The organism is Nocardioides sp., assembly GCF_014360585.1.
Classification (GTDB): Bacteria; Actinomycetota; Actinomycetes; order Propionibacteriales; family Nocardioidaceae; genus Nocardioides.
On the sequence record NZ_JACIXG010000021.1, the window covers coordinates 1 to 23,827 of the forward strand.

Genomic DNA, 23,827 nt, shown 5'->3' on the forward strand with positions numbered 1-23,827 from the left:
TCGGTGCGGGTGCCGTCATCGCGTCGGGGTGAGGCGAAGGCCTCGAGGTTGGTGGCCAGCCGATCGGCGGCTGCGTCCGGGATGACCGCGGAGATGCGGGTGGTGCCATCCCCGACCCGGCGCATCGTGAGCCGGGTCTTCTTCCTAGCGTGGGCCTCCTCGGCCGCGAGCCGCTTGGCTTCCTCGGCCTCGGCGATCTCCGGGGCGATCACGTCCAGGATCCGGCGCCCCAGGCGGCGCAGTCGGGTGGGATCGAGCTGGGTCGCATACCCGACCAGAGCCTGTTCGGCCTTGGTCTTGATCTCGGGGTCGAGGTCAGCGGCAAGGTCGTCGAGAGCTGCGACAATCACCTCTGCCTGGGCTGGGTTGCACTCGCCGCGGCGCATCGCTGCCGCGACGCGGTGATAGGTCCGGTCCAAAGCGTGCGCGAGCCGGAGGTCGTCGCGCAGGACCTCAGGGCGCTGGTGGGTGTGGTGATGCAGCCACGCGGCCACATCACGAGCCGCGCTGTCCGCAGCCACATCATCAGCTGCAGCCATCACGCGTAGCTCGAGCTCCGCCAGCTGGGCCTTCGCCCGGGCGATCTCAAGGAGCGCGGCAGCCTTCTGACCGGTCGCCATGAACGTGGGGTTCGCGTCCGTGACCTCATCGAGGGTGCCGGTGATCGAGACGACGGCCTTCAGCACAGGATGCTGCGGCTGTTGCAGCGTGCTCATCGCGACGGTCACCTCCCGACGTACGAACTCAAAGGGCTTCCTGCTGATTGCAGAATCCCTGCTTGGTTCGCTGGTCCCGGAGGCCCGTCAAGTACGGGCTATTACTTACCCTCGCAGCTCAGCGCTCACGCCCCTGGATCCCCTGGAATACCCCACGCCCGTTGTCTCCGGGTCTGAGAGGCACGCCTCTGTCGAGGTGGTCGGCCTTCACGTTCACGCCTACCCCCACCATAACATAATATGTGGCCGGAGGCACGCGAAAACCCGGAAAGAAAGGGATCGAAAACCCAATCAGGGACAGATATCCCAAACCCAACCCAGACCGCTGCTGGAAGCCCGCAAGACAGGTAAATGGCACCCGCCCAGGCACCCTGCTTCTAAATTCTCCCAACCCAGACAACGTATTGGCCCCACCCGTGCTGGAAGCCCGCACGAGACCAACGGACACACATCCACCCGACCCATACGCAAGCGGCCAGCGAGCCGCCACCGCGAAGAAGGCACGGTTATGACTGACGGCTATGACTGAGGCCTGGTCCCCGCCGGGGGAGTGAGGTCGACGTCGGTCCACACCTCGGTCATGTCGACGATGAGCCCGTCGCGCAACGTGATGAACGTTGCCACCTCGAAATGCTGGAGCTCGCCATCGGACGTCCCCGTGACATGACCTCGGCCCGCCGCCCGCTCGTGGTCGGCGATGCAGTCGAGGAGCCGGAAGTTCTGGAAGCCGGGATACTCCGCGTTGGTCCGCACCCAGGACTCCCGGTCGAACGTCTCGCCGGTGTGGACGTAGAGGCACGAGAACTCGGGATGGAGCAGCGCCGGAAGCTCGTCCCACTGATGGGCATCGATGACCTTTGCGAGCCGTTCCATCATCTCTTGTGCTGACATCCGCACAGGATGACAGACGCCTCCGGCCCGGGGGAGCGAGCCAACTGATCGCGCTCGCCGCGGCACGACGCCGTCGAGCGCGGGGCGCAATGATGCGATCTGCGCCAACGACCGCGATGCTCTCGGCGCCTTCGGCGCCGGCGCGAACAGCGCACGGCATCCGCGCCGGCGCCGACTCAATCAGAGTGCAGCGCTTGCCAAATCTGATAGGCCAACGCACTATCGCACACCGCGGTTGTTCGCCGCGATACGGCACAAACAACCGCCAAGAGGAGAGGCCCCGGCACTCGCCGGGGCCTCTCCGAAGGTCAGCAGCCGATCAGGACACAGCCAGAGCTCGACCGATCCGCAACGCCTGCTCCGTAGCTCCGCCGTAGACGAACTCGAAGCGCTTGGCGGCGGTGAAGTAGCGATGCGCCTCGCCGTCGAGGTCGATGCCGACGCCGCCGTGGATGTGGACGGTCGTGTGGGCGAGGCGATGAGCGGCGTCGGCGGCCCAGAGCTTGGCCACGGCGACCTGGTCGGCGGCGGGCAGTCCGGACGAGGTCCGCCAGGCGGCCTGCCAGAGGGTGAGTCGCTGGGCGAGTACGTCGATGAACCCGTCAGCCAACCGCTGGGAGACGGCCTGGAAGGTGCCGATAGCGCGGCCGAACTGCTCTCGCGTCTTGGCGTAGGAAGAGGTGAGCTCCAGCGCCCCTTCGGTGACGCCCAACAACTCGGCGGCGGCGGCGACGGTGAGCAGATCGCCGAGGCGGGCGGCGGCAGAAGCATCGCCGATCCGACGAGCAGGAACGGAAGCGAACGAGACCAATGCGGTGACGTCGCCGTCGCTGGTGCGCTGCGCGTGGCGGTCGACGCCCTCCGCGGAGGAGTTGACGAGGAAGACCCCGGTCGTGCCGTCCGGCATCGACGCGGTGACCAGGAACGCGTCGGCGATCATCCCGCCCCTGACCAGGGTCTTCACGCCAGTGAGCGTGTCGTCGGCGGCGACGACGGTGGGGGAGTCGGGGAGGTGGGCGTGCTCCTCGGCGACGGCAGCAGCGAGCACTCGAGTTCCGTCGGCGACGCCGGTCAGCGCGTCCGCAGCGGTCTCGGCCGGCCCTGCTTCGGCGAGCAGCAGGCCGCAAGGTCCATGCGTCGCCAACGGTACCGGCGCGACGCGCCGTCCGGACTCGACGAGCACACGGCACAGCTCGACGATGCCGAGCCCGGCGCCGCCGTACGCCTCGGGCAGATGGAGCCCGAGCAGCCCGGCCTCGCCGAGGGAGGACCAGAGAGCGGTGTCGAAGCGGCCGCGGCCGCCGGCAGCCGCCTCGACCGTACGCAGCCGGTCGACCGAGGTGGCGTCGCCGATGATCTTCGCCGCGAGCTCGGCGGCTTCGTCGGATTCGGTGGAGAAAGAGAAATCCATGGTGGTCTCACAATCGACTGTGTTGGTCTCGACACGCTCGCTGCGCTCGCGGTTCGACCGACGGGTGGATGGTCAGCGTTTGGCGGCGGGGAGGCCGAGGCCCACGTAGCCGATGATGTCTCGTTGGATCTCGTTGGTGCCGCCGCCGAAGGTCATGACCAGCGAGGAGCGATGGAACCGCTCGAGGCGGCCGGCGAGGACGGCGCCGGGGGAGTCGGCCGTGAGTCCCGCGTGCGGACCGACGATCTCCATGAGCGTCCGGTAGACCTCGGTGGCCAGCTCCGACCCGTAGACCTTGGTCGCCGATGCCTCGGCCGGCGAGAGCGGGACCCCGTGGTCGGCGTCTGCTGCGAGCTTCCAGTTGATCAGCGAGAGTGCCTCAATACGCGCATGCGCCCGCCCGAAGGCCAGCTGGACCCATTCGGTGTCGATCACCCGGCCACCGCCGGGGACGGTAGTGGTCTGGGCCCACTCCTTCACCAGTCCGAGCGAGTGCACCAGCGGCGCCGCCGAGGTGAGCGCGACCCGCTCGTGGTTGAGCTGGTTGGTCATCAGCGCCCAGCCGCCACCGCGCGAGGAGACGAGGTTTGACGCGGGCACGCGGACATCGGAGTAGTAGGTCGCCGAGGTGCCGACCCCGGCCACGGTCTGCACCGGCGTGTAGGAGAACCCCGGGGAGGACGTCGGCACCAGGATCATCGACAGCCCCTTGTGGCGCGACGCGTCCGGCTCCGTCCGGCAGGCGAGCCAGATCCAGTCCGCATACTGGATCAGCGAGGTCCACATCTTCTGGCCGTTGATCACCCACTCGCCAGCGCCCTCGTCGAGCACCGCGCGAGTCTGCAGAGAGGCGAGGTCCGTCCCCGATCCCGGCTCGGAGTAGCCGATCGAGAAGTGCAGCTCCCCGGCGAGGATCTTCGGCAGGAAGTACGCCTTCTGCTCCTCGGTCCCGAACCGCATGATCGTCGGGCCGACCGTGTTGAGCGTGAGATAGGGGATCGGCACCCCGGCCACGGCGGCGGCATCGGTGAAGATCAGCTGCTCGACCATGGAGCGGTCCTGGCCGCCGTACTCCTTGGGCCAGCCGATCCCGAGCCAGCCGTCCGCGCCGATCTGACGGATGGTCGAGAGGTACACCTCCTGGTCGGCGTCGTCACCGAACTCGCCCGACGCACGGGCGAGAGCAGCCCGGCGCTCCGGCGTGACCAACTGGGCGAAATAGGAGTTGAGCTCTGAGCGAAGTTGCTCCTGGGCGGGTGTCAAGGCCACATGCATGTGATAAAACTAGAACAGGTTCTACACTTTGAACAGATGCAGCGGATAGACGCAGCGTGGACAGCCCCCAGCGGAAGGTACGACGATGGCCGACCTCACCACCCAGACCCGCACGCTCGACCACGGCTCGCAGCCGGAGCGCTTCGCGCGCGGATGGCACTGTCTGGGCCTGGCCAGCGAGTTCAGGGACGGCAAGCCACATGCTGTCGAGGCCTTCGGCGGCAAGCTGGTCGTCTGGGAGGACTCCAAGGGAGAGCTGGGCGTGCTCGACGGCTACTGCCGCCACATGGGCGGCGATCTCACCCAGGGCACCGTGAAGGGCGACGAGGTCGGTTGCCCGTTCCACGACTGGCGCTGGGGCGCCGATGGCCGCTGCAAGCAGATCCCCTACGCCCGCCGCGTCCCGCTGCGCGCTCGCACCAAGGCGTACGAGACCGTGATCCGCAACGACGCACTGCTGATCTGGCACGACCCCGAGGGTTCCAAGGCCGACCACGACATCCTGCCGCCGGAGCTGCCCGACATCGGCGACCGCGAGATCTACACCGACTGGATCTGGAACACCGTGCCGATCAAGGGCAGCCACTGCCGCGAGCTGATCGACAACGTGGTCGACATGGCGCACTTCTACTACGTGCACTTCGCCTTCCCGACCGACTTCCGCAACGTCTTCGAGGACCACACCGCGACGCAGTACATGGCGTCCAAGGGGCGACCGGACGTGGCCGGCGGCTACGGTGACGCCGACATGTTCCTGAAGTCCGAGGCGACCTACTACGGACCGGCGTACATGATCAACTGGCTCGAGGTCGACTACAAGGGCTTCGTGACCGAGGTGATCCTGATCAACTCCCACATCCCGACCGGCCCGGACTCCTTCCTCCTGCAGTACGGCATCACCGTCAAGAAGCCCGAGGGTCTCGACGACAAGACCGCCGACTTCATCGGCAAGAAGTACGCCGACATGTTCGGCGACGGGTTCCTCCAGGACGTAGCGATCTGGGAGAACAAGGCGCCGGTGCAGAACCCGCTGTTGTGCGAGGAGGACGGCCCGGTCTACCAGCTGCGCCGCTGGTACGAGCAGTTCTACGTCGACGTCGCCGACATCGAGCCCGAGATGCGCGCTCGTTTCGAGTTCGAGGTCGACACCACCAAGGCCAACGAGTTCTGGCACGATGAGGTCGCCGAGAATCTCCGCCGGATCGAGGCCGAGAAGGCGGAGAAGGCGGAGGACCCTGAGCGGGTCTCGACAGGCTCGACCACCGATGGAGCCAGTTGATGGCTTCGTTCGTCCCAACTTCGCAGGACACCGTCGAGGACCAGCGGCTCTACACCCAGGCCCGCCTGGTCGAGGTGGAGTGCCTCGACTGCCTTGCCCGCGTCGGGGTGAAGAAGAACAGCGAGCACCAGACGTCGGTCCAGTGGACGGCCGAGGCCCAGGCCCAGTGTCCGGACCTCGTACGTCGCAAGGCCGCCGCCGGCGGTGAGCGGCTCGTCCACGCCCGCTGCCCTCGTCTGGCCGCGTCCATCGAAGAAGCCGTCGCCGACGGCCGGATCCAGATCGGGGCCGAGGATGGCTACTGAGTCGTTTCTAAATCCGGTCCGGGATGTCGTAGAGGAGACCGCCGACGCCCGCTCGATCGTCTTCGAGGTCCCCGAGGACGTGAGGCACGCGTTCCAGCCGAAGCCGGGACAGTTCCTCACCGTCGCCGTGCCGAGCGACCGCGACGGTCTAGCGGCCCGCTGCTACTCGCTCTCCAGCGCGCCGGGCGATCCCCTCACGGTGACGGTCAAGCGCACCGTGGACGGCTACGCGTCCAACTGGATCTGCGACAACCTCCGCCCTGGCGACACCCTGCGCGTGCTCCCGCCGAGCGGGATCTTCACCCCTGCTGACATCGACGCCGACTTCCTACTCTTCGCCGGTGGGTCGGGTGTCACCCCGATCGTCTCGATCGCCCGATCCGCCCTGAGGGAGGGAACAGGGCGGATCGTGGTCTTCTACGCCAACCGCGACGAGCGCTCGGTGATCTTCGCGGAAGAGTGGGCGCGACTGGCCGCAGAGCATCCGGACCGGCTCCAGGTGGTCCACTGGCTCGAGTCCGTCCAGGGTCTGCCCACCCCTGAGCAGATCAAGGCGTTCGCGGCCGACCGGCTGACGTACGACGCCTTCGTCTGTGGGCCGGCGCCGTTCATGAAGGCGACGGTCGGGGCGCTCAAGGAGCTGGAGTTCCCGCGGGCCCGGCGCCACCAGGAGAAGTTCGCCTCCCTGGGTGGCAACCCGTTCGGCGAGGTCGTCCCGGTGGAGGATGCGGAGGCCGAGGTCGTCGACAACGGCCCCAAGCAGCCCGCCACGCTGGAGATCGAGCTCGACGGCACCGTCACCACGTACGACGACTGGGATCCCGGCATCCCGATGCTCGACTTCCTCGAGGCGAAGGGGGTCAAGGCGCCCTACTCCTGTCGCGAGGGTGAGTGCTCGGCGTGCGCGTTCCGGCTGCTCGAGGGCGAGGTGAAGATGGCGCGCAACGACGTGCTCGAGCAGGAGGACCTCGATGACGGGATCCGGCTCGGCTGCCAGTCGCTGCCGACCACCGACACCGTCCGCGGCACCTACTCCTGAGGGACTCGCGCCAGACACAGATCACCAACCGGTTGCCAGATCGAGGTGTCTGGCGCGATAGTGTCGCGCTGCCCGAACCACATCCCAACGGGTCCTCCGTAGCGAACCAGATCCGCTGCTCGGCGGGCTCAAGCGAGGTTTCCCCCAACGTGTTCAATCGCAACTTCTACGCAGCGCAGGACGACCGTCGTTTCGTCGTCGGCTATGCCCTCGACCTCGGTTTCCGGGTCTTCGACGCCTACTCGGCGCCAGGCCAGCCGTTGAGCGAGATCACCACGACGGCATCGGCCTCGCTGCTCTCCCCGCGGCCCGCGTTCAAGCTCTACGCCCCCAACACCGGCCCTGAGCCGGTGATCACCCGGGTGGAGCTGGACGAGGCCGAGTTCGGTCCCGCGGCCTATGAGTACCAGTGCAACGGCTGGGGCCTGATCGGCCTCAACTTCGGCGGTGTCGTCGGTCTCGGTGGCCTCGGTTGGAGCACGCTGACCACGATGGCAGAGGCCCGTGCGGCCCGCTGGCACGCCGTGGAGCCGATCGGTGCTGCTCCCGCGGAGTGGAACTGGCCAGCTGTCGACGACGCTGCGCTCAAGATGTTCGAGGCGATCGTCTCGATGGCCGGCTCCGCCGTCGGCGACACCCCGATCCTGGCCGCCGCGGGCCAGCTGATCAAGGACAAGGGTCTTCTCTACGAATCCGGCGGCGCCCTCCACGCCCGCCCCGGCCTCGGCTGACCGGCCTCGGCCGGCCAGCGCGCACGTGCGCGGTCTGTGACAATCGCGGTCATGACCTCGTTCGGCACAGTCGAATCCATCTGGACAGAACGACTCGGCAGTCTGCGCAACGTCGTGCGGCAGCGAGTGATCGCAGCCCAGCTGAGCGAGCATCTGGGCGCGGTCGTGACGGTTCTGGACGGCGGGTGTGGCCAGGGCACCCAGGCCGTACTCCTCGCAGCCGGCGGGCTCCAGGTCACCGGGGTCGACCCGTCGAGTGACCTGCTGGAGCGACTCGACGAGGCGGCAGATGCGGCAGGGGTCGAGGTCCGTACGCTCGTGGGCACCCTGGACGATCTGGACGTGCTCCTTCGGGATGAGCAGTTCGACCTCGTCTGCGCGCACGGACTGCTGATGTACCTGCCGGACCCCGAAGCTGCGCTGCGTGCCCTCGCCAAGCAGGTACGCCCTGGTGGGCTGCTCTCCTTCACCGTGCGAAACGGCGATGCCCTCGCCCTCCGGCCGGGTCTTCGTGGCCAGTGGGCGAAGGCGCTAGCCGCGTTCGACGACATGACCTACGTCAACGAGCTCGGCGCCGACGCCGAGGCGCACCGTCTCGAGGACGTGCTCGGCTGGTGCGAGAGGGCTGGCCTGAGCGTCGAGGCCTGGTACGGCGTGCGTGTCTTCACCGATGGGCGAGAAGCTGCGGAAGCCCCTGACCCTGACAGCCTTCAGGAATGCCTGGCGGCCGAGGTGGAAGCGGGCCGGCACGATCCGTACCGTCGAGTGGCATCGCAGATTCACATCATCGCCCGAGCATGACCTGCGGGCCGGGGCCCCTGCCCGAGTGTCCCCATGGCGTGGATAACCAGGTGCGCGCGGGAGTGGGAGGTGGCTAGTTTGGGCGCCGATGCGAGAACCAGACAACGCCTTCGCGGACCCTCGTCAAGCCGTGCTCTACGACGTACTCGACGACGATCGCTCCGACCTCGATGTCTATGTCGCGATCGCAGCGGAGCTCGGTGCTCGTCACGTCGTCGACATCGGGTGCGGGACGGGATCGCTAGCCGTTCGGCTGGCCGGTGAAGGGCTCTTCGTCGTCGGCGTCGACCCGGCCACGGCATCCCTCGACGTCGCCCGCACCAAGCCGCACGCCGACCGAGTCACCTGGATCAACGGTGACGCCACCGCCCTCGCCGGCCTCTCCGTAGACGCCGACATGGCGGTCATGACCGGCAACGTCGCACAGGTCTTCGTCTCCGACTCCGACTGGTCCGACACGTTGGCCGCGGTCCATGCCGCGCTCCGTCCCGGCGGCTGGTTCGTCTTCGAGACTCGTGTACCCGAGGTCCGAGCGTGGGAGGGCTGGGACATCGCGCCAACCACTGTCGAACTCCCCGACGACCGCTTAGCTGTCGTCACGCGCACGGTCACCGCAGTCCACTTCCCGCTGGTCACATTCGAGGAGTCGACCACCATCGGCGACGAGATCCTGACGTCGACCTCGACCCTCCGCTTCCGCGACCGTCCGGAGGTCGAGCACGACCTCCTCTCCCATGGCTTCGCCGTGAGCGACGTACGCGACGCACCCGACCGGCCGGGCAAGGAGCATGTCTTCGTGGCCCGTGCGCTCGATCGGCGGGCGGAATGATGCCGGATCAGGTCGCTCCAGCGGCGTCGACCGTGCCGTCGGACCAAGTGATCCCGATCTGGATCGAGGCTCGTGCTCGCGGTCTCTCGGCGTAAAGGTAGAGCTCGACCTCGGCCGGACGTCGATTCCAATAAGCAGTGTGCGAGCCGTCTGCCTTGAAGTCCATGTCGTCGGCGGCGCCGAGGGCAACGTCGATCGACTCGATGAGGGCAGCCAAACCAGGCCGCACCGCGTCGGCGCCGTCGGTGAGCCAAAAGGTATGACCAGAAGTGATCAACGTGCCCATCCGCACTGAGCATCAGACCGGAGTTGGTCGTGCACCATGGCTCTGTGGTCTCCACGACCACGCTGGAGGAGTCGTTCTCCGCGTTGACGACGTTGTTCGGTTGCCGTTCGGCGAGGGCGGTGCTCGGCTCCAACCCGAGCAGCTGCTTGAGGAGAACTCGGCCGATCATCTCGTGAGAGACGATGAGCGGCCGGCGAACGCCTGTCTGAGTGATCGCGCCAAGGGCTGCGGCAGCGCGCGTCGGCATCGGCGTAACTCTCGCCGTTGAGGAAGGTCCAGACGTACTTGTCGCGGGCTCGTTCGTCGAACGCTCCTGGAAACCGTTCGTCGATCTGCGCTTCGCTCAGACCTGCCATGTCCCCGTGGTGGATCTCAGCCAGATCGGTGAGTTCGATGCGTGGTAGGGAGAGTTGGTGGCTGATGATCTTTGCAGTCTCGACCGCCCGACCGAGCGGGCTGTGGAACAAGCCGCCGATGGCGTGACCGCGAAGCGCCTCGGCTACCGCGACCGCTTGCACTCGTCCACGCTCTGTCAGTGGGGAGTCGAGTTGTCCTTGGCGCCGCCGCTCGCGGTTCCATTCGGTCTCCCCGTGGCGAGCCAGGTAGACGGTCTCGAAGAGGCTTCGCATGGCCCGAGACTCTCACGACGTGAAGCTGACCTGCGAGGAGGTTACGAAGGTACGGTTGGTCGGTTGAAATCCTTTGCCGGCTTGCCAGAAACGTGCCGGACGACCTTCCTCTTTTCGCAGGTCAGAGGTAGAATCAGGCATGGAATCACGGCTCGGGACAACCCCCACTCATGACCTCCTCGCCAGCCTTGCGCAGACCCGCGTGGACGAGGTCAGGGCAGCCAACGACCGGCTCATATTGGTTGCGTCCTATCTGCTGGAGCGGCCACCGCGCAGCTCTGATGATGTCGCCTACGACCGTGATGCGGGTCTATTCGGGGATCGTGCACTCAGCCTCGCGGGAAAAGGTACAGCCGACATCTCGGAGTTCGCGGTCATGGAGCTCGGGCCGGTGTTGGGGATGCCGTTGGGATCCGTACGTCGGTTGGCCGGCGACGTGATGGAGCTGGCGCAGCGGCTGCCGAGGGTGTGGGCGCGGATCCTGGACTACTCGGTCGAGGGATGGCGCGCGCGACAGGTCGCCGAGCTCACCAAGAAGCTCTCACCGGAGGCGGCTGGCTGGGTCGATGCCCAGGTCGCGCCGATCCTGCACAAGCGGGGCCGGGTCACCATCTCGCGCATGGTCGAGAAGGCCTTCGCGATGTTCGATCCCGAGGGTGCCGCGCTCGCGGCCGAGGAGAAGGCCGAGCAGTTCCGCGTCGATGTCGATCTCAACGCACCGACACTGTTCGACGAGGACCCGGGCCGGCTCGGCGACGGACCGGCGACCGGTCACGCTCATGTCGACGCGACCATGGATCTCGCCGACGCCGCCGACCTCGAGAACGCTGTGGCTGCGATCGCCCGGGACCTCGCCGAGGACGACCGCTTCGGCGGGTGGTCCATCGGCCGCCGCCGGGCCAAGGCACTCGGCGAGCTTGCTCGCCGCTACACCGCTGGCGCTGAGGCGACCGGCACCGCGCGAGTGCTCCATCTCTACTGCCACGTGGACCAAGGCGACTTACGTGGGACGGGCCTGGTCAGTGTCGACAACTACGGCGCGATCGTGCCGCTCGAGCGTGTTGACGAGTGGGCGCTGGCTCCCGGCACCGTCGTGCGTCCCGTCAAGGTCATCGACCTGAATGCCGAGATCTCCCGCGACGGCTATGTACCGTCGGCGACCCAGCACGAACAGGCCGCGCTCATCGCCGGCGGCACCTGCGTCTACCCAGGTTGCACTCGATCGGCTTGGCTGGCTGACACCGAACACCTCGAGGCGTACGCCGACGGAGGCCAGACCGCCTCGTCGAACCTCGCCAAGACCTGCCGCAGCCACCACCGCCTCAAGACCTTCGGCGACTGGACCTACACCCAGCCCACCCCGGGCACGTTCGTCTGGCGCTCGCCGCTCGGCTTCGAGTACGTCCGCCTCCCCGATGGAACCTATGAGCCGCTGACCGATCAAGTCGCCCGAGCCTGCTGAGTCGACCGGCCCGCATACGGTTGGCGCTGTGCCGCTCATCCCTCTGGATCTCGACGGGACCTTGGTCGACCAAGCTGCGGCTGCCCGAGCGTGGTCGGCTGGATTCGTCGAGCGGTGGCAGCTCCCAACGGGCGAGGTCGAAGCGGTGGCAGAAGCCTTGACCGCTCGTCGCCCCAAAGGCGAGGTGTTCGGTCGGCTCGTCAACCAGCTCGGGCTGCCTATCGATCCCGGCAAGCTGTGGCGCGACCACCGCTCGCGTATGCCGATGCTCGCCGCGGGCCATCCTGATGAGCCAACCCAGCACGACGCTGCCCTGAGCACACACCGGCCCGCTGGCTCCGGGCAGATCACTCAGCGGAGAACCATGACGACGACCTCGAGCCCGTCGCTGTCGGGTGCGCCGGCGAGCCAGTCCGGGCGCGTGCGGAGCACCTCGGTCCAACCGGTCGACTCGTAGAGCTTCATGGCAGCGGGGAAGGCAGGCACGACCTCGAGACACGGGCGGCCGCTGGAGTTGCGGATACGGTCGACTGCTGTGCGGAGCAGCGTGCGGCCGAGGCCCGTACGTCGGGCGGCGGAGCCGACGAAGAAGGCGCTGAGCCAGACGAGGTCCTCGACGTCGCAGCCGTGCGCTGCCGCGCAGGCTCGGTCGAGCTCGTCACCGCCGTTGGCGCCGGTGTGCCTCGCGGTCGTGGCGATGTGCCCGACGGGAGCCCCGTCGACGGTTGCGGTCCAGGCGTCGACGGCGTCGCCGAAGTGGAGGAAGTCGCTGACCGGGAACGGCAATGGGTTGCGCACGGGGTACCGGGTCAGTGGTTGTTGCTCGATCAGCGCCTCGGCCAGCGCCGGCAGGTCCTCCGTGAGCCGCGGGCGTACGACATGTGTCACGGGCACATGGTGCCGGTCAGAACCCGCGGGTCCAAGTGACTTCCTCGTGGAGCCTGCGGGAGCGCCAGCCCTGGGGCGTACGGACGAAGGTGTGGCGGTAGAGGCCGCCGACCTCGACGACGCGTTCCCCGTCGGAGCCGTCGGAGATGACCATGGGGTTGTCGAAGTAGGCGACGATCTCTGCCTCGTCGCCGGAGTCGGCGAAGCCGTAGGAGATCTGGCCGACGGTGTGCAGGCGCTTGCTGGAGAAGGCGGGGAGCATCTCGGCGAGCCAGGCTTTGACCTCGGGAAATGCGCCGACGGTGCCGCCGGACTCGGAGTAGTCGATCGCGGCGTCGGGGGTGAAGACGGTGTCGAGGGCGTCCCAGTCGCCGGTGTCGACGGCGAGGGTGTAGCGGGTCAGGGCGTCGGCGATCTCGGCGCGGTCAATCAGCATCTGCAGGTCCATGGCTGTCTCCTTCAGCGTGGGGAGAGGACGATGACCGGGATCTCCCGGTCGGTCCAGGTCTGGTAGGTCTCGAAGTCCGCGTACGTCTCCAGCAGCTGAGGCCAAAGCGCGGCCCGCTCCGACGGGTCGGCGACACGCGCGCGGACCAGGCGGCGGCCGCCGCGGGGGAGGCGGACGGCAACGTCCGGCTGGGCGCGCAGGTTGGCGACCCACTGCGGGTCCTTGGGAAGTCCGCCCTGAGAGCCGACGATCACGAGATCGGCACCCGAGCGCATGAACAGCAGGGGAGTGGTGAAGGTGCGGCCCGACTTCCGGCCGACGTGCTCGAGCAGCAGGACCGGGGCCGGCTTGTGCCAGCCGGCCATCACTCGCCACTTCCCGCCGACCCGGCCGTTGGTCAGCTTGAACAGCGCGGTGTTGGCGCGGGCGCCGTACTTGATGATCTTCGCTGTCGCCGGCGAATCGAGGCCGGGAGGACGTTCTGAGGGCATGCATGTCTCCTTGTAGGGGTCTCGACAAGCTCGACCACCGGGGTAGCACAAACATAGAACACGTTCTAGTGTTGGTGCATGCGCTTCACCTATGCCGAGGCAATGACGCAGGCCGACTACTACGCACCGTTGGCCCAGGCGGCCGAGCGAGCGGGCTACACCAGCATGACCGTCGCTGACAGCCTGATCTATCCCGAGGAGTCCGACTCGACCTATCCCTACACCGACACCGGTGACCGGGAGTTCCTGCAGGGCAAGGAGTTCATCGAGGCGTTCGTCCTCTGCGCTCACCTGTTCGCGGTGACCGAGACGCTGCGCCTGACGCCGTTCGTGGTGAAGCTCCCGGTGCGCCCACCTGTCCTGGCCGCCAAGCAGGCCTCGAGCCTCGCCTTCCTCTCGGGCAACCGGCTCGGGCTCGGTGTCGGTCTGTCCCCCTGGCCGGAGGACTTCGCCGCCCTCGGCGTCGACTGGAAGCGCCGCGGGAAGCGGATGGACGAGTGCATGGACATCCTGCGTGGCCTCACTGCGCCGGCGGCCTCTCCGGATGGCCCGGACCAGGACTACTTCGGCTATGACGGCGAGTTCTACAAGTTCGAGCCGCTCCAGCAGCGCCCCGCGCCGACGGAGAAGATCCCGCTCCTCGTGGGCGGCCATGCCGATGCCGCGCTCCGCCGCGCGGTCGTCAAGGGTGACGGCTGGATGCACGCCGGCGGTGACGGCGAGGAGCTCGACCGCCTGCTGGCGCGCCTCGCCGAGATCCGGCGCGCGGAGGGTGATACCCGCGACGACTTCGAGATCCACGTGATCAGCTACGACGCGTACGACCTCGACGGGATCAAGCGGCTCGAGGAGAAGGGCGTCACCGACTGCATCGTCGGGTTCCGCGACCCCTATGTGAAGGGTCCCGATCCTGAGCCGCTGGAGAAGAAGATCAAGCACCTGGAGTGGTACGGGGAGAACATCATCGCGAAGGCTGGGCAGTGACCGAGCAGAGCGCGGCGTATGGCCTGACCGAACCGCTCCAGCAGGCGATCGCGGAGGCGGAGGAGCTGATCGCCAACGCGCCGTTCATCCGCACCGACGCCGACCGGCTGGAGGGTTATGAGTATCTCTCCGGCCGGATCCGGATGGCGATGCAGACGGCGTTCGACTACGACCTCGAGCAGCCGCTCTTCGTGAACCCCACCCACCAGTTCTCCAAGCAGGGCCTGGACAACCCCGACGCGATCTACTTCAACGCCTACCTGCGAGAGGGCGTCGAGTACGTCGTCCGCGGCCGCCGCGGGACCAGCGCCGACCTCTCCTTCCAGGTGATGGGTGGCGCCTACACCGCGGACTCCGCGGCGACGAGCCTGATGGCCTTCGACGACCGCAAGCTTCAGTTCGAGGACGATGGGTCCTTCGAGTTCACCTTCACCGCCGAGCCCGGCGCGAAGACGCTGATCGTGCGCGAGGTCTTCAACGACTGGGACACCGAGACCCGCGGCACGATCACGATCGAGCGCCCCGACACCCTCGGCCGCCCGCGCCGGCCGCTCACCCAGGACCTGCTCCGGAAGAAGTACGAGGTCGCCGCCCGGACGCTGACCGGCTCGATCCAGACGTGGTTCGCCTTCCCCCAGTTCTTCCAGTACAAGGAGCCGGTGAACACGCTCACCGTGCCGGCCCGAACGCCGGGCGGGCTGGAGTCGCAGTTCTCCTCGATCGGTCACTATGAGCTCGCCGAGGACGAGGCGCTCCTGGTGGAGGTGCCGCGCTGTGACGACTGCAGCTATCAGGCCATCCAGATCGGCTCGGACTGGTACGCCTCGACCGACTACGAGACCCACCAGACCAGCCTCACCAAGGCGCAGGCGGTCACCGACCCCGACGGCGTGATGCGGTTCGTGATCTCCGAGAATCCGCCGCTGCGCGGGAAGCCGATCGCGAACTGGCTCGAGACCACCGGCCACCGGACCGGCTCGATGATGCTGCGCTGGCAGAGGCTCGAACGTGACCTCACCGCAGCCGACGGGCCGACGGTCCGCAAGGTGAGCATGTCCGAGGTGCGCGATCTGCTTCCGCACGGCGAGACGTTGAACCCTGGGGAGTATGCCGAGAGGATCGCCGCACGTCAGCGGGCAGTTGCGCGCAGGATGCTCAGCTAGGGGGTCGCGACGCGACGGCGTACGGCCCCTATGATTGCCGCCCATGGCCAGCCCCCACCACGAGCCACCGGACATTCCGGGATTCCGGCATCGCCGGCTGATCGGCGCGGGCGGATCCTCAGGGGTCTTCGTCTATGAGTCGCAGCGGGAGAAGGTCGACGTCGTCGTGAAGGTCTGGAACGACCGACTCGGTGCCGAGACCAGGGACGCGCTCGCCGCGGAGACCAAGGAGGTCGCCGAGCTCGCCAACCATCCTCATGTCCTGCCGCTGCACACGGTCGGCGTCACCGACGACGATCGCAGCTTCGTGGTGATGGATCACCGTCCTGGCGGAGACCTGGAGACACGCCGGAAGAGCGGGCGGCTCTCGGTCGCGGAGGCGTTGAGCATCACCATCAAGGTTGCGGGCGCGCTCGACGTCGCTGCCCGACACGGGATCCTGCACGGCGATGTGAAGCCGGCGAACATCCTGCTGACCGCCGGTGGCGAACCGCAGCTGGTCGGCTTCGGAAGCCTCTCCTCTGCCGGTCGTCCCGCCGGTGCCGGTTCGACCTCGCTGCCGTGGATGGCCCCGGAGATGCTCTCCGAACCGCCCGAGCCGAGCGCCTGGGCAGACATCTGGAGCCTGGCCGCGACCTGCTACACGCTGCTGGCCGGGCGTACGCCGTTCGAGGGGGCGACCGGTGCTGACGCCCCCGAGGCTCTGTCGGAGCGGATCCGGGAGTCCGACCCGCCGCCCATCGGTCGCGCCGATGTCCCAGTCATGTTCGAGGGGGCGCTGCGCAAGGCGATGTCCAAGCGTCGAGCCGGCCGGCACTGGAGCGCGGCCGACTTCGCCAAGGCTCTCCGGGCGGTCGAGCATGAGCTCGGCCTCCCGGTCACGCCGCACGCGGACCTCTCCGAGCCCAAGGCAAAGACGCCTGCGGCGCCGGAGGTCACTGCGGTGCCTCAGGTCGAGGTCGCCCCGGACCCCGTCCCGGCTGATTCGCCGGAGGAGGGTGACACCACGGAGGTTCCGATCGTCACCGGCCCGGTTCCCGATACGGCTATGGGCCCTGCAGTCGAGCCCAAGATCGAGCCCAAGATCGAGCCGGCGCCTGCTCCCGCGGCCGCACGCGAACGGACCGACGACGATGTCCTCGGCCACCGGCTCGACGTCGACCGAGTGGCCCGCCTACTGGCCTCCACGCACACCCAGCTCCCGATCTCGGTGGCCGTGCAGGGACAACCAGGCAGCGGCCGGTCGACCTTCCTGCGGAGGGTGCAGGAGCGGGTCGAGTGGCTCTCCGAGCACGACGACGCGTGCTCCGCCCGCACCAGGCACGTACGCGTCGATGCCCGTCAGTACGCCGAGTCGGACGTGGCGAGTGCGGTCCTCGAGGGTGTGCGGAGCGCGGGCACGAGCACGCCGCCGCCGCTGGTGGCGAAGCACCAGGCCGCCCAACGGCGGGCGGCCGAGCTCCGGACCGCGCTGGCGGGCCATCCCGAGGACGAAGGCCCCCGCGGCAAGCGGCGCGCCCAGCCGATGAGCACCACGATGGCCTTGGCGGCGATGGACCGGGAGGTCGCGGCGTACGAGGCCGCCCTGAGAGCCGCCCCGCCCGGGCCTCCGCCGGCACCGCCGGCCGGCGTGCGGACCGGGCCGCTGGCGAGCCGGACGATCGTCTACGTCGACGACCTGGACAGGTGCGACCCGGCCACCGCGGCCGGGGTGCTGCGGGCGATCGACGACCTGAGCAGCCAGGACGGGATCGCGGTCATCGCGGCGGTTGACGCGCGGACGCTGCGGCGGGCGATCGAGGGCCGGGTCGCAGAGCCGGCGGCGTACCTCTCCAGGGTCTTCGACGTCCCGTTCGCACTGAGGGCCTTCGCCGGTGACCCGGCCGTGCGGTTCATGCGCTCGCTGATGCGGCAGGCGGTGCCGTCGTGGCCCTCCGCGCTGGCCGCTGGGAGCGGCGACCATGCCAGCCGCCACGGAGCCGTCGAGAGCCTCGAGATGACCCCCGGCGAGGCACTGTTCACCAGCGAGCTGGCCAGGTTCTGCGCGACCCCAGGGGGAGCCAGGAAGCTGCTCGCGGTCTATCGACTGGCGCGTACGGCGCCGGTGGGCGTGAGTGCCGAGCCCTTCGGCAATCAGGCCCTCGGGATCCTGATGGCGATCCTGGTCGGCGCCCCCGCGCAGGCGATCGAGGTGCTCGGGGCGGTGGTGGAAGCGCTGGCTGCTGGTGAGGATGGCGGGACCTTCCGTGATCTGCTCGAGAAGGTCGCGCGCGAGCACACCGCGGACTGCGGGCGGGCGACCTGTGGCTCGTGTGCCGACTGGTCCCGGGTGATCCGCGCTCACGCCGACCTGGTTCGCGCGCAGCAGGTGCCCAAGGAGATCGGGGCGTACGCCGAATGGGTCGACGAGGTCGCCAGGTTCAGCTTTCCGGCTTGACCGGAGCGAACCCCGCCGGCCGACCCCTTCCGCAAAAGTGAAACACGTTCTACTCTAGGCGCCATGACTGGACTCCTGGATGGCAAGGTCGTCGTGCTCTCGGGGGTCGGCCCCGGCCTCGGACGCTCGCTGGGCGAGCAGGCGGCACTGATGGGTGCCGACCTGGTGCTCGCCAGCCGCACCGAGAAGCGGCTGCAAAAGATGGCCGGCGTCATCGAGGAGCACGGCCGACGCGCGCTGGTCGTGCCGACCGACATCACCGACGAGGACGCGCGCCGGCACCTGGTCGACGCGGCGCTCGAGGAGTTCGGGCACGTCGACGTGCTCCTCAACAACGCCTTCGGCATCCCGCCGATGGACCCGCTCACCCAGATCCCGCTCGACGCGCTCCGGTTGGCCCAGGAGTCGAACGTGTACGCCCCGCTGCGGCTCTCGGCGCTCTTCGCCGACGCGCTCGCGGCCACCCCGGACAAGCCGGGCGGCGCGATCGTGATGATCAACTCCGCGGTGCTCTACCAGAGCCAGCCCGAGTTCGCGGGCTACAAGCTCTCCAAGGGCGCGCTCGCGCACCTCGCCTCGTCCCTGGCCACCGAGCTCGGCCCGCGCGGCATCCGGGTCAACTCCGTCGCGCCGTCCTACATCTACGAGGACGTCAACAAGGCCTACTTCGACTGGATCGCGTCGGAGTCGGGACGCACCCACGATGAGGTGTACGCGGAGAAGGCCGCTCCCACCGACCTGAAGCGGCTCGCGACCCCCGAGGAGGTCGCCCGGGCGGCACTGTTCCTGGGCAGCGACCTGGCCTCCGCCGTCACCGGCACCGTGCTCAACGTGGACTGCGGGGAGTTCCATGACTGAGTCGCGCCCAGACGAGACGACGGCGCGCGAGCGGGCAGACGTCGGGACGTACGAGGACATCTGCGCGGCCGCTGTCCGCACCACCGGGCTGAGTGCCGAATATCTCGAGCACAGCGGTAGGACCGAGCACGAGGAGGGGCTGCGGCTCCTGGTCGAGGACCTGGCCTCGCCCGAGGCGGGCCTGACCCGGGTCGGCAACTACTTCCACCGCTCCCAGGTGAAGTCCGCGCTCGTCGGCAGGCTGATGACACAGGCTCGGCTCGCGGAGTTCCCGCAGCACCAGGACGTACGCATCGAGCGCCCGATCTTCGTCACCGGGCTCGTCCGCACCGGCACCACCGCACTGCACCGGCTGCTCGCCGCGGACCCGGCACACCAGGGGCTCGAGACCTGGCTCACCGAGTTCCCCCAGCCGCGGCCCCCGCGCGAGACCTGGGAGCAGGACCCGGTCTTCAACGCGATTCAGGGCGCCTACCAGCAGCACCATGTGGCCAACCCCGAGTTCATGGGGATCCACTACATGGATGCCACCAGCGTCGAGGAGTGCTGGCGGGTGCTGCGGCAGAGCGGCAAGTCGATCTCGTTCGAGTCCCTGGCCAACGTCCCGCGCTACTCGGCGTGGCTGGCGAAGCAGGACTGGCGCGACGCGTACGAGCTTCATCGACGCACCCTGCAGCTCATCGGGCTCAACGACACCGACAAGCGCTGGGTGCTCAAGAACCCCTCCCACCTGGTCGCCCTCGACGCGCTCATGGAGGTCTACCCGGACGCGCTCGTGGTGGTCACCCACCGCGACCCGGTCGTCTCGGTCGCCTCGGGCTGCTCGCTGTCGGCGGAGGCGACCGCGGGGATGTCGACCACCTTCGTCGGCGAGACCATCGGGGCGACCCAGCTGGAGATGCTCTCCCGCTCGTGGCGCTCCTTCCGAGAGGCCCGGACGGCGTACGACCAGGCGCAGTTCTTCGACGTCGACTACCGCGGCTTCGTCCAGGACCCCGTCGGCACCGTCGAGGCCATCTACGCCCACTTCGACATCCCCTGGAGCGACACCGCCCGAGCCGAGGTCGCTCGCATCGACGCCGAGTCGCGCTCGGGGAGCGCCCGGCCCAAGCACGACTACAGCCTCGCCGACTACGGGCTCACCGACGAGCAGGTCCGGAACGCGTTCGAGTAGCAACCGCTGGTCGACACGCTCGGCCGTGGCCGGCCTCACGGCTCGACCGACGGCGGAAACTGTCGGTGCCGCCACGTAGCCTAGGAATCATGCGTCCAGTCACCGATCTCGAGCGTCGTGTCGCCCCGTTCAAGGTGGTCTCCGACTATCAGCCCTCGGGTGATCAGCCCGCCGCGATCGCGGAGATCACCAAGCGGGTCCAGGACGGCGCCGAGGACGTCGTCCTGCTCGGCGCGACCGGCACGGGCAAGACGGCGACGGTCGCCTGGACAGCCGAGCAGCTGCAGCGTCCGATGCTGGTGCTGCAGCCCAACAAGACCCTCGCCGCCCAGTTCGCCAACGAGCTGCGTCAGCTCTTCCCGGACAACGCGATCGAATACTTCGTCTCCTACTACGACTACTACCAGCCTGAGGCGTACGTCCCTCAGACCGACACCTACATCGAGAAGGACTCCTCGATCAACGAGGAGGTCGAGCGGCTTCGTCACTCGGCCACCAACTCGCTGCTGACCAGGCGCGACGTCATCGTGGTCTCGACCGTCTCCTGCATCTACGGTCTCGGCACCCCGCAGGAGTACGTCGACCGGATGCTCCGGCTACGAGTGGGGGAGGAGCACGACCGCGACTCGATCCTGCGGCGCCTGGTGGAGATCCAGTACACCCGCAACGACCTCTCCTTCACCCGGGGCACCTTCCGGGTCCGCGGCGACACCCTGGAGATCTTCCCGGTCTACGAGGAGCACGCGGTCCGGATCGAGTTCTTCGGCGACGAGATCGAGCGGCTGATGACGCTGCACGCCGTCACCGGTGAGGTGCTCACCGAGGACCAGGAGCTCTACATCTTCCCCGCGACCCACTACGTCGCCGGCCCCGAGCGCATGGAGCGCGCGATCAACGGCATCGAGGCCGAGCTCGACCAGCAGCTGAGCACCTTCGAGAAGCAGGGCAAGATGCTCGAGGCGCAGCGGCTGCGGATGCGGACGAACTACGACATCGAGATGATGCGACAGGTCGGGTCCTGCTCAGGCATCGAGAACTACTCGATGCACATCGACGGCCGACCCCCGGGCTCGGCTCCCAACTGTCTGCTCGACTACTTCCCCGAGGACTTCGTCCTCGTCGTCGACGAGTCCCACGTCGCGATCCCGCAGATCGGCGGGATGTACGAGGGCGACATGTCCCGCAAGCGCAACCTCGTCGAGCACGGCTTCCGCCTGCCGAGCGCGCAGGACAACCGCCCGTTGAAGTTCGAGGAGTTCCTGGAGCGGATCGGCCAGACGATCTACCTCTCCGCGACGCCGGGCAACTACGAGCTCGACAAGGTCAGCGGCACTGATGGACATCCAGACGTCGTCGAGCAGATCATCCGCCCGACCGGCCTGATCGACCCCGAGGTGGTCCTCAAGCCGACCAAGGGCCAGATCGACGACCTGATCGGCGAGATCAACGACCGGGTCGCCAAGAACGAGCGCGTCCTCGTCACCACGCTGACCAAGAAGATGTCCGAGGACCTCACCGACTACCTGCTCGATGCCGGGATCCGGACGCGGTATCTCCACTCCGAGGTCGACACCCTCAAGCGGATCGAGCTGCTCCGCGACCTGCGGCTGGGGGAGTACGACGTCCTCGTCGGCATCAACCTGCTCCGTGAGGGCCTCGACCTGCCCGAGGTGTCGCTGGTCGCGATCCTGGACGCCGACAAGGAGGGCTTCCTGCGTTCGGACAAGTCGCTGATCCAGACCATCGGCCGTGCGGCCCGAAACGTCTCCGGCCAGGTGCACATGTACGCCGACAAGATCACCCCCTCCATGGAGTCGGCGATCGAGGAGACCAACCGTCGCCGCGCGATCCAGGTGGCCTACAACGAGGCCCACGGCGTCGACCCCCAGCCGCTGCGCAAGAAGATCGCCGACATCACCGACATGCTCGCCCGCGAGGACGAGTCCACCCAGGAGCTGCTCAACACCTGGGCCGGGACCGAGGCCAAGGGCCGCGCCGGCAAGAACGCCGCCAAGGCACCCACCCCGATGCTCGGCGATGCCGCCCGCGAGGCCCGCGAGCGCGGCCTCGTCGGCCTCCCCTCCTCCGACCTGGCCCAGCTCATCGGCGACCTCACCGAGCAGATGAAGGGCGCCGCCGCCGAGCTCCAGTTCGAGGTCGCCGCTCGGTTGCGTGACGAGATCTCTGATCTCAAGAAGGAGCTGCGGCAGATGATGGAAGCGACGAAGTGAGGAGGGAGCCGGCGTAAGCCCTCTTCGCGCCGAAGGCGCTTTCCTAGGGTTTGCGCCGGCTCCCGACGAGCGAGGAGCTGCGCGCGAGCGAAGCGAGCGCGCTGGCCACCAAGTAGGACGCCCCGCTGGTCGAGCCGCCGGAGCCGCAAGGCGGAGGCGTGTCGAGACCAGCGGGGTGCCCGGTCAACCAGCGAGCATGCCCTCGATCAGATCAGCAGCCCGCCGGGTCCCACCCTCGGCGAGCGCATCAGCGCGCAGCTGAGCCGACCGAGCGACCCGGTCGGGATCGTCCAGCAGCTCGAGCAGCGCAGTACGCAGCGCATCGGCGGTGACGTCCTCGGCGTCGATGCGCCGGGCGACACCGAGCTCGACCAGCCGGTCCGCGTTCATGAACTGGTCGACCGCCTGCGGCACCGCGACCATCGGTACGCCAGCCATCAGGCCCTCGCTGCTCCCGCCCATCCCGGCGTGGGTGACGAACCCGTCGGCCTGGGCGAGGACGGCGCGCTGCGGCAGCCAGCGGTGGACCTCGACGTTGCCGGGGAGATCGCCGAGCTCGGCCGGGTCGAGCTGGGTCCCGATCGACATGACGACGTGCCAGCCGGGGAGGGCTGCGTACGCCTCGATGCAGGAGCGGAAGAAGTCCACGTCGCCGGCGTAGGCCGAGCCGAAGGAGGCCAGCAGGACGTGCTCGGCGTCGGCCGGGCGGGCCCAGGCCTCGGCGGAGTCGAGCGCGAAGCAGGGTCCGACGAACGTCACGACGTCCTCGTCGACCAGGTCCGCGTTGGGCTGCATCGCTCGCGGGATGAGGGCGAGCGCACGCTCGGGCGCTCCGGCGAACGCTCCGGGCTCGCGGGTGGTCGCCCCGGCTTCCTCGAGCCAGGTCGTGAACGCGCTCAGGTAGTCGTCGTAGCCCGGCAGCTGCTCCACCTGGGCGCCGACCTCCTCGGCGTACCCCTCCCAGGCGACGAACGTCGGCGAGAGCTGGACGAACGGGCGCTGCTGCTTCTCGGCCAGGGCCCGGACGGCGTAGCCGCCGATGTCGTAGAGGTAGAGGTCGGCGGGATCTGTGTCGTAGAACGCATGCAGATGAGGGAGCGCCTGGATCGCGTCGTCGAGGAAGATGCGCATCCCGGCGATCGGGTCGTCCGGCCACTGCCTGTCCTCGACGGGCAGCACCGTCGGCACCGGAACCAGCTCCGCCCCGGTCGGCTTGATCGTGTCGGCCATCGACTCGTGCGTGGCGTAGGTGACCCGGTGGCCGCGCTCCACCAGCTCCTTGATCAGCTCGACACTCGGCAGGATGTGGCTGATCGCAGGGGACGCGACCATCGCGATGTGGTGCGGCAGCGAAGGCAGTGAAGTAGTCGTCACATCCTCGGACGCTATCTGCTGACGCAGCCTGGGGCGACCGAGTTCTGTGTCGACGTCAGGTCACCGGTCCGTCGCGTTCTGTTCACTGCCCGTGAGCCGTGACTCGTCCGTCTCGTAGGTTTCGC

General features: G+C 68.3%; 23 protein-coding genes. 13 read left to right on the forward strand and 10 right to left on the reverse strand.

Annotated elements, in window-relative coordinates:
• The 4 genes from H5T77_RS09125 to H5T77_RS09140 all read right to left on the reverse strand — a co-directional run.
• Nucleotides 1-716, reverse strand: a 716-nt coding sequence (locus tag H5T77_RS09125) for a DUF222 domain-containing protein (RefSeq protein WP_292647958.1), incomplete at its 3' end; no start/stop codon positions are given.
• A gap of 519 nt (nt 717-1,235) precedes the next feature.
• On the reverse strand, nt 1,236-1,607 hold the full coding sequence (locus H5T77_RS09130) for a nuclear transport factor 2 family protein (RefSeq protein ID WP_292647961.1): 372 nt from the start codon (nt 1,605-1,607) through the stop codon (nt 1,236-1,238).
• A gap of 319 nt (nt 1,608-1,926) precedes the next feature.
• The gene (locus H5T77_RS09135; RefSeq protein WP_292647964.1) at nt 1,927-3,018 is read right to left on the reverse strand and encodes an acyl-CoA dehydrogenase family protein; all 1,092 of its coding nucleotides are present in this window, start codon (nt 3,016-3,018) and stop codon (nt 1,927-1,929) included.
• A gap of 72 nt (nt 3,019-3,090) precedes the next feature.
• Nucleotides 3,091-4,293 (reverse strand): acyl-CoA dehydrogenase family protein, encoded by a 1,203-nt coding sequence (locus H5T77_RS09140; protein WP_292647966.1) that lies wholly within the window; start codon nt 4,291-4,293, stop codon nt 3,091-3,093.
• Nucleotides 4,294-4,378: 85 nt separating this feature from the next.
• Here H5T77_RS09140 and H5T77_RS09145 point away from each other — a divergent pair, with 85 nt between their 5' ends.
• The 6 genes from H5T77_RS09145 (at nt 4,379) to H5T77_RS09170 (ending at nt 9,277) form a co-directional block, all read left to right on the forward strand.
• The gene (locus H5T77_RS09145; RefSeq protein WP_292647967.1) at nt 4,379-5,572 is read left to right on the forward strand and encodes a Rieske 2Fe-2S domain-containing protein; all 1,194 of its coding nucleotides are present in this window, start codon (nt 4,379-4,381) and stop codon (nt 5,570-5,572) included.
• Nucleotides 5,572-5,877 (forward strand): hypothetical protein, encoded by a 306-nt coding sequence (locus H5T77_RS09150; RefSeq protein WP_292647970.1) that lies wholly within the window; start codon nt 5,572-5,574, stop codon nt 5,875-5,877. Before H5T77_RS09145 ends, H5T77_RS09150 begins: the two co-directional genes overlap by 1 nt.
• Nucleotides 5,867-6,916, forward strand: coding sequence for a ferredoxin--NADP reductase (locus H5T77_RS09155; RefSeq protein WP_292647973.1), 1,050 nt, complete (start codon nt 5,867-5,869; stop codon nt 6,914-6,916). The genes H5T77_RS09150 and H5T77_RS09155 overlap by 11 nt, the downstream gene beginning before the upstream one ends.
• A gap of 149 nt (nt 6,917-7,065) precedes the next feature.
• Complete coding sequence (locus H5T77_RS09160) at nt 7,066-7,647, forward strand: hypothetical protein (RefSeq protein ID WP_292647976.1); 582 nt, start codon at nt 7,066-7,068, stop codon at nt 7,645-7,647.
• A gap of 51 nt (nt 7,648-7,698) precedes the next feature.
• On the forward strand, nt 7,699-8,448 hold the full coding sequence (locus tag H5T77_RS09165; protein WP_292647978.1) for a class I SAM-dependent methyltransferase: 750 nt from the start codon (nt 7,699-7,701) through the stop codon (nt 8,446-8,448).
• Nucleotides 8,449-8,536: 88 nt separating this feature from the next.
• The gene (locus H5T77_RS09170; RefSeq protein ID WP_292647981.1) at nt 8,537-9,277 is read left to right on the forward strand and encodes a class I SAM-dependent DNA methyltransferase; all 741 of its coding nucleotides are present in this window, start codon (nt 8,537-8,539) and stop codon (nt 9,275-9,277) included.
• Nucleotides 9,278-9,284: 7 nt separating this feature from the next.
• Here the strand turns inward: H5T77_RS09170 and H5T77_RS09175 are convergent, their stop codons facing one another.
• Both H5T77_RS09175 and H5T77_RS25640 read right to left on the reverse strand, forming a co-directional pair.
• Complete coding sequence (locus H5T77_RS09175; protein ID WP_292647985.1) at nt 9,285-9,563, reverse strand: hypothetical protein; 279 nt, start codon at nt 9,561-9,563, stop codon at nt 9,285-9,287.
• A complete protein-coding gene (locus tag H5T77_RS25640; protein ID WP_366816617.1) occupies nt 9,551-10,192 on the reverse strand; it encodes a histidine phosphatase family protein in 642 nt (213 codons plus the stop codon). The genes H5T77_RS09175 and H5T77_RS25640 overlap by 13 nt, the downstream gene beginning before the upstream one ends.
• 139 nt (nt 10,193-10,331) lie before the next feature.
• Between H5T77_RS25640 and H5T77_RS09185 the strand changes: the two genes are divergently transcribed.
• Nucleotides 10,332-11,654, forward strand: coding sequence for an HNH endonuclease signature motif containing protein (locus H5T77_RS09185; RefSeq protein ID WP_292647991.1), 1,323 nt, complete (start codon nt 10,332-10,334; stop codon nt 11,652-11,654).
• 351 nt (nt 11,655-12,005) lie between these two features.
• Here the strand turns inward: H5T77_RS09185 and H5T77_RS09190 are convergent, their stop codons facing one another.
• Genes H5T77_RS09190 through H5T77_RS09200 form a run of 3 tightly spaced genes read right to left on the reverse strand, consistent with a single transcriptional unit; the run spans nt 12,006 to nt 13,481 of the window.
• Nucleotides 12,006-12,542 (reverse strand): GNAT family N-acetyltransferase, encoded by a 537-nt coding sequence (locus tag H5T77_RS09190; protein WP_292647995.1) that lies wholly within the window; start codon nt 12,540-12,542, stop codon nt 12,006-12,008.
• Nucleotides 12,543-12,558: 16 nt separating this feature from the next.
• A complete protein-coding gene (locus H5T77_RS09195; protein WP_292647998.1) occupies nt 12,559-12,990 on the reverse strand; it encodes a nuclear transport factor 2 family protein in 432 nt (143 codons plus the stop codon).
• Between the two features lie 11 nt (nt 12,991-13,001).
• Nucleotides 13,002-13,481 (reverse strand): nitroreductase/quinone reductase family protein, encoded by a 480-nt coding sequence (locus H5T77_RS09200; RefSeq protein ID WP_292648001.1) that lies wholly within the window; start codon nt 13,479-13,481, stop codon nt 13,002-13,004.
• 78 nt (nt 13,482-13,559) lie between these two features.
• Between H5T77_RS09200 and H5T77_RS09205 the strand changes: the two genes are divergently transcribed.
• The 6 genes from H5T77_RS09205 (at nt 13,560) to uvrB (ending at nt 22,328) form a co-directional block, all read left to right on the forward strand.
• Complete coding sequence (locus H5T77_RS09205) at nt 13,560-14,465, forward strand: TIGR03619 family F420-dependent LLM class oxidoreductase (protein WP_292648006.1); 906 nt, start codon at nt 13,560-13,562, stop codon at nt 14,463-14,465.
• Nucleotides 14,462-15,628 carry a hypothetical protein gene (locus H5T77_RS09210; protein ID WP_292648009.1) on the forward strand — a complete coding sequence of 389 codons (1,167 nt, stop codon included), beginning with the start codon at nt 14,462-14,464 and terminating at the stop codon, nt 15,626-15,628. Before H5T77_RS09205 ends, H5T77_RS09210 begins: the two co-directional genes overlap by 4 nt.
• Nucleotides 15,629-15,671: 43 nt before the next feature.
• Nucleotides 15,672-18,065, forward strand: coding sequence for a protein kinase domain-containing protein (locus H5T77_RS09215; RefSeq protein WP_292648012.1), 2,394 nt, complete (start codon nt 15,672-15,674; stop codon nt 18,063-18,065).
• A gap of 63 nt (nt 18,066-18,128) precedes the next feature.
• Nucleotides 18,129-18,923: an SDR family oxidoreductase gene (locus tag H5T77_RS09220; protein WP_292648015.1), complete on the forward strand. Its 795-nt coding sequence runs from the start codon at nt 18,129-18,131 to the stop codon at nt 18,921-18,923.
• Nucleotides 18,916-20,097: a sulfotransferase family protein gene (locus H5T77_RS09225; RefSeq protein WP_292648018.1), complete on the forward strand. Its 1,182-nt coding sequence runs from the start codon at nt 18,916-18,918 to the stop codon at nt 20,095-20,097. Before H5T77_RS09220 ends, H5T77_RS09225 begins: the two co-directional genes overlap by 8 nt.
• A gap of 89 nt (nt 20,098-20,186) precedes the next feature.
• Complete coding sequence (uvrB, locus tag H5T77_RS09230; RefSeq protein WP_292648021.1) at nt 20,187-22,328, forward strand: excinuclease ABC subunit UvrB; 2,142 nt, start codon at nt 20,187-20,189, stop codon at nt 22,326-22,328.
• 183 nt (nt 22,329-22,511) lie between these two features.
• Here uvrB and H5T77_RS09235 read toward each other — a convergent pair whose 3' ends face one another.
• Nucleotides 22,512-23,702 carry a macrolide family glycosyltransferase gene (locus H5T77_RS09235; protein ID WP_292648023.1) on the reverse strand — a complete coding sequence of 397 codons (1,191 nt, stop codon included), beginning with the start codon at nt 23,700-23,702 and terminating at the stop codon, nt 22,512-22,514.
• Nucleotides 23,703-23,827: the final 125 nt, after the last annotated feature.

Bases quoted from the DNA above. Each gene is read 5' to 3' on its own strand.
- H5T77_RS09195 (WP_292647998.1), bottom strand. From the start codon at position 12,990: ATGGACCTGCAGATGCTGATTGACCGCGCCGAGATCGCCGACGCCCTG.
- H5T77_RS09205 (WP_292648006.1), top strand. From the start codon at position 13,560: ATGCGCTTCACCTATGCCGAGGCAATGACGCAGGCCGACTACTACGCA.
- H5T77_RS09140 (WP_292647966.1), bottom strand. From the start codon at position 4,293: ATGCATGTGGCCTTGACACCCGCCCAGGAGCAACTTCGCTCAGAGCTC.
- H5T77_RS09225 (WP_292648018.1), top strand. From the start codon at position 18,916: ATGACTGAGTCGCGCCCAGACGAGACGACGGCGCGCGAGCGGGCAGAC.
- H5T77_RS09155 (WP_292647973.1), top strand. From the start codon at position 5,867: ATGGCTACTGAGTCGTTTCTAAATCCGGTCCGGGATGTCGTAGAGGAG.
- H5T77_RS09130 (WP_292647961.1), bottom strand. From the start codon at position 1,607: ATGTCAGCACAAGAGATGATGGAACGGCTCGCAAAGGTCATCGATGCC.
- H5T77_RS09220 (WP_292648015.1), top strand. From the start codon at position 18,129: ATGACTGGACTCCTGGATGGCAAGGTCGTCGTGCTCTCGGGGGTCGGC.
- H5T77_RS09150 (WP_292647970.1), top strand. From the start codon at position 5,572: ATGGCTTCGTTCGTCCCAACTTCGCAGGACACCGTCGAGGACCAGCGG.
- H5T77_RS09215 (WP_292648012.1), top strand. From the start codon at position 15,672: ATGGCCAGCCCCCACCACGAGCCACCGGACATTCCGGGATTCCGGCAT.
- H5T77_RS09185 (WP_292647991.1), top strand. From the start codon at position 10,332: ATGGAATCACGGCTCGGGACAACCCCCACTCATGACCTCCTCGCCAGC.
- H5T77_RS09145 (WP_292647967.1), top strand. From the start codon at position 4,379: ATGGCCGACCTCACCACCCAGACCCGCACGCTCGACCACGGCTCGCAG.
- H5T77_RS25640 (WP_366816617.1), bottom strand. From the start codon at position 10,192: ATGCGAAGCCTCTTCGAGACCGTCTACCTGGCTCGCCACGGGGAGACC.
- H5T77_RS09175 (WP_292647985.1), bottom strand. From the start codon at position 9,563: ATGGGCACGTTGATCACTTCTGGTCATACCTTTTGGCTCACCGACGGC.
- H5T77_RS09200 (WP_292648001.1), bottom strand. From the start codon at position 13,481: ATGCCCTCAGAACGTCCTCCCGGCCTCGATTCGCCGGCGACAGCGAAG.
- uvrB (WP_292648021.1), top strand. From the start codon at position 20,187: ATGCGTCCAGTCACCGATCTCGAGCGTCGTGTCGCCCCGTTCAAGGTG.
- H5T77_RS09165 (WP_292647978.1), top strand. From the start codon at position 7,699: ATGACCTCGTTCGGCACAGTCGAATCCATCTGGACAGAACGACTCGGC.
- H5T77_RS09170 (WP_292647981.1), top strand. From the start codon at position 8,537: ATGCGAGAACCAGACAACGCCTTCGCGGACCCTCGTCAAGCCGTGCTC.
- H5T77_RS09135 (WP_292647964.1), bottom strand. From the start codon at position 3,018: ATGGATTTCTCTTTCTCCACCGAATCCGACGAAGCCGCCGAGCTCGCG.